The organism is Novosphingobium sp., assembly GCF_025351285.1.
Taxonomy (GTDB): Bacteria; Pseudomonadota; Alphaproteobacteria; order Sphingomonadales; family Sphingomonadaceae; genus Novosphingobium.
On the sequence record NZ_JANXWG010000080.1, the window covers coordinates 1 to 3,957 of the forward strand.

Here is a 3,957-nt window from a genome sequence, read left to right on the forward strand (position 1 = left end):
CCTGGCTCGGGCGAGCGCGACCAGCACCAGCATCACGCGCGGTTCGAGCGTTTCGGCTTCGGTGCTGGTGGTCGAGACTTGCCGCAGTGCGGGTTCGATGCACAACGCGTCGATGCGGAACGGCGCGGTGGTCGCCAGGTCGATGCGGGGCGTGTCCTGCATCCGGGTCAGGTCCGTCGCCGAAGTGTTGCGCAAAGCGGTGGCGCGCCTGGCGATACGCAGAAGTCAGGCAGGTTGCCCGACTTGCGCCAGTAGTCGGCAAGACCGATGCGCGTGACCAGCGCGGCGAACTCGGGCGTCTGGCGCGCGCGCGCCAGAGCGGGAGAGTAAAGAACAGTCAGCGTTCGGTATCCATTGGCGTCGAACCACCGTCCGGCGGTGGCCACCGCAAGCGCCGGACGGTCGGCCAACGCGAGCCCGAAGATGAGCGTATTCGAGAATCGAGCGGGGTCGGCGGACAGGGCTGCAAACAGGTCGCCGGCTTCGTGCACGCTCGCGGCGTCGCGCATCGCCAGGCCGGTCACGAGCTTTGCCATGGCGACTTGGGTCGGCTGGTCCAGCTTGACCGAGTTGACCAGGCGCTTGGCGGTGTCCCAGTCATGCGCTTCAACTGCGGCCCTAAGCCAGGTCAGCTCGATTTTGCTGCGTTCGTTGCTGATCCGCGCTTCGTCGGCAAAGATCGCTCGGCCCTCGTCGTAACGTCCCGACCACGAAAGCAAGATCGCGGATCTGGTCGTATCAGGGGGATTGCCGGGGTTGACGGCAAGCATCCGTTGGTGTGCCGCCAGTGCGGCAGACAGCTTTCCGACCGTGGCGAGGACGTTGCCCTCGAGCTGAATTTCAAACCCCCATTTCGTTGGCCGGGACGCGCGCGCACGGCGAACCTCTGCATCGCGCCCGGCGAAGTCGCGCTCGTCTGCCAGGTAGGCGCGGGCGATGTGAACGCCTGCGTCGCGCGGGTTGAGCTGCTCGGCCGCGTCGACCGCGCGCCGGCCTTCGGCGCGCATGGCATCAACCTCGGCACCGCTGCGCCCGTCGATCTCTGCGGCGAGTTCCTGGCCGAGCGAATATTGTGCGATCATAAAGCGCGGTTCAGCCCGGATCGCCAGGCGTAACGACTCGATTTCGGTGATGTGACTTGAAATGTCCTTGTCGTTTTCGTCACAGTAACTCGCCCAGGCAGAGACCGCGACGGGGGAGCGGTTTACCGGCGCGTGGGTGACTTCGGGCTCCAGGACGCAAACCGCGCCGCCCATAAGCTGCAAAGCGACGCCCTTGATCGCGCCGGGATCGCGAAGCGGGACGCGCGGTTTCCAGATCGCTGGGCCATCGCCCCGCGGGCGCAACTCGCCGAACACGACCTGCTCGCCGCCCATGTTGCCGATCCGCGCCGAGAGGCGAGCAACTTGCTGCGACCCATCGACGATGCGCAAGCGCTCGGCGCCGTACACGCTGCCCATTTCATCGCGCAGCGCTTGCGCGACGCCGGGCGCGGTTCCGGGACCGGCGGTGACGTTGAGCGCCAGTTCGGGCACGCCGTCGCTGGCCGCGCTTGCAGGCCAGAGCGAGATGCCGGCTGCTACCGCGCCGATCGCCAGCGCCGCAGTAGCCGCGATCATCAGCGGCCTCGCGAGTAGCGAACGGGTCACGATCGCGGGAATTGCCCCAGCGATGGGTGCAGCCTCGACGGATCGTCCGGGTTCAGCGGCATTGACCAGCTTCGCCACCAGCCGGTACCCGACCTTGCTGATCGTCTCGATCGTAAACAGCGCTTCGCCATGTGCGCCCGCCAGCTTGCGCAACCGAGAGATCACGCGGTTGATGCTGTCGTCGCCGACGATCCGGCTGTCCCAGCATTGCTCGATCAACTGGTCGCGGCTGACGATGCCGCCCTCGACCCGCGCCAGCGCGACCAGCACCAGCATTACGCGCGGTTCGAGCGTTTCGGGTTCGGTCGCGGCGGTGGAGACCTGGCGCACCGCGGGTTCGACACACAGCGGCCCGATCCGAAACGGCGGAGTACTCGCAAGGTCGATCCGGCCGTGGTCGCGCATGACTGCCCCCCGAGCATTGCAACTTACGGCCCAAATTGATTGGGCACGATAAGTAACGGCTTGTCAATTTTCCAACCGCGCAACAATTGGAAAGTCGTGCGCTCATGTGATGTCTCGACGGGCGGCTTTGGGTCCGCTAGCGTCAGCCGATGGCGGGAAGTCAGGATTTCGAGGCCGATGCGCGCAACGAGGATCTCGTTGTGCTGCTCGATGGGCAATTGGTGCCGGCGCGCGAGGCGCGGGTGTCGATTTTCGATGCCGGGTTCGGGCTGGGCGATGGGGTGTGGGAGGGACTGCGGCTGCATCGGGGCAGTCTTTTGTTCCTCGAGGCGCATCTGGACCGGCTTCATGCCGGCGGGGCGGCGATCGGGATTGCGATTCCTGCGCGCGAGGCGCTGCTGGCAGACATGGTTCGGTTGCTGCGAGCCAACGCGATGGAGCACGATGCGCACGTGCGGCTGATGATCACGCGCGGGCTCAAGCGCACGATCAACCAGGACCCGCGCTCGACCATCGGCGCGCCGACGGTGGCGATCACCGCGGAGTTCAAGACGCGCAGCCAGGTGCTCGATCGGGGGCTGGCGCTGGCGACAGTCTCGATCCAGACCTCGCCGCCCGAAATTTTCGACATGCGGCTCAATTCGCACAGCCGGTTGAACTATATCCGCGCACTGCTGGAGGCGATCGGACTGGGAGCGGATGAGGGGATCATGCTCGATCCGGCCGGGAACATCGCGAGCTGCAACGCGACCAACTTCTTCTGGGTGAGCGGGGGTGTGGTGCACACTTCGGGCGATGATTACTGTTTCAACGGGGTGACGCGCGGCAATGTGATCGATGCTTGCCGTGCAGGGGCGGCGCCGCTGCGGCAGGGCAGCCTTCCGCGTGAGGCACTGGATGCGGCGGAGGAGGCCTTCGTGACGGGGACAATGGGCGGGATTACCCCGGTCGCCATGATCGACGGGCGCGCGTTGCCGCAGGTCTATGGCCGGGTGACGCAGGCGGTTATCGACGCTTATGCCACGATGAAGGACGCATACGCGGCCGGGAACCGGCATCTGTGACGGTGCGAATCGCGATGTGGTCGGGCCCGCGCAATATCTCGACCGCGATGATGCGCGCGTTCGAGAACCGTACCGACACCTGCGTCAGCGACGAGCCGTTCTACGCGGCCTTTCTGGCGGAGAGCGGCGCCGATCACCCGATGCGCGAAGCGGTGCTGCAATCGCAACCGATCGACTGGCGTGCGGTGGCCGGCGCGATGACCGGGCCGCCGCCCGAGCCCGCCGCCGTCTGGTACCAGAAGCACATGTGCCACCATATGCTCGACGGCTTCGGGCTCGACTGGACAGCGGAACTGACAAACGTGTTCCTGATCCGCGATCCGGCGGCGGTGATCGGATCGTACGTGGTCAAGCGCGAGGATGTCACCCTCGCAGACCTGGGCTTCGCGCAGCAGCAGCGGCAGTTCGATATGGTGGCGGACCGGATCGGCAGGGCGCCACCGGTGATTGCTTCGGAGGATGTGCTCGCCAACCCCCGCGTCATGCTGGCGGCGCTGTGTGCGGCCGTGGGCATTGCGTTCGACGCTCCGATTCTGGATGCGATGTTGGCCTGGCCGGCGGGTCCGCGCGCCAGCGACGGGGTTTGGGCGCCGGCATGGTACGATGCGGTGCATCGCTCGACCGGCTGGGCGCCGCTGCGTCCGCCCGCGCGCAAGGAAGCGCTACCGGCTGCGCACCAGCGAATCGTCGAGCAGGCCATGCCGTTTTACGAGAGCCTGGCGCGGCACCGGCTGGTGGCAGACTAGCCTCGGGAAACCGCAAAAGCGCACAGGGCCGTTCGTGTCGAGCGAAGTTGAGACACGCCAGCACTGCGCTAGTGTGTCTCGACTTCGCTCGAC

The 3,957-nt window shown here is 66.4% G+C and carries 3 protein-coding genes; 2 read left to right on the top strand and 1 reads right to left on the bottom strand.

What is annotated here, in order from left to right:
* Positions 1 to 167: 167 nt before the first annotated feature.
* Entirely contained in the window at positions 168 to 2,054 is a 1,887-nt protein-coding gene (locus Q0R16_RS09540) for a winged helix-turn-helix domain-containing protein (RefSeq protein WP_295635581.1), read from the bottom strand.
* A gap of 149 nt (positions 2,055 to 2,203) precedes the next feature.
* On the opposite strand from Q0R16_RS09540, the gene Q0R16_RS09545 reads away from it, so the two are divergent.
* Both Q0R16_RS09545 and Q0R16_RS09550 read left to right on the top strand, forming a co-directional pair.
* The gene (locus Q0R16_RS09545; RefSeq protein ID WP_295635584.1) at positions 2,204 to 3,118 is read left to right on the top strand and encodes an aminotransferase class IV; all 915 of its coding nucleotides are present in this window, start codon (positions 2,204 to 2,206) and stop codon (positions 3,116 to 3,118) included.
* Positions 3,115 to 3,864, top strand: a complete 750-nt coding sequence (locus tag Q0R16_RS09550) for an HAD family hydrolase (protein ID WP_295635587.1) — start codon at positions 3,115 to 3,117, stop codon at positions 3,862 to 3,864. Before Q0R16_RS09545 ends, Q0R16_RS09550 begins: the two co-directional genes overlap by 4 nt.
* Positions 3,865 to 3,957 lie beyond the last annotated feature (93 nt).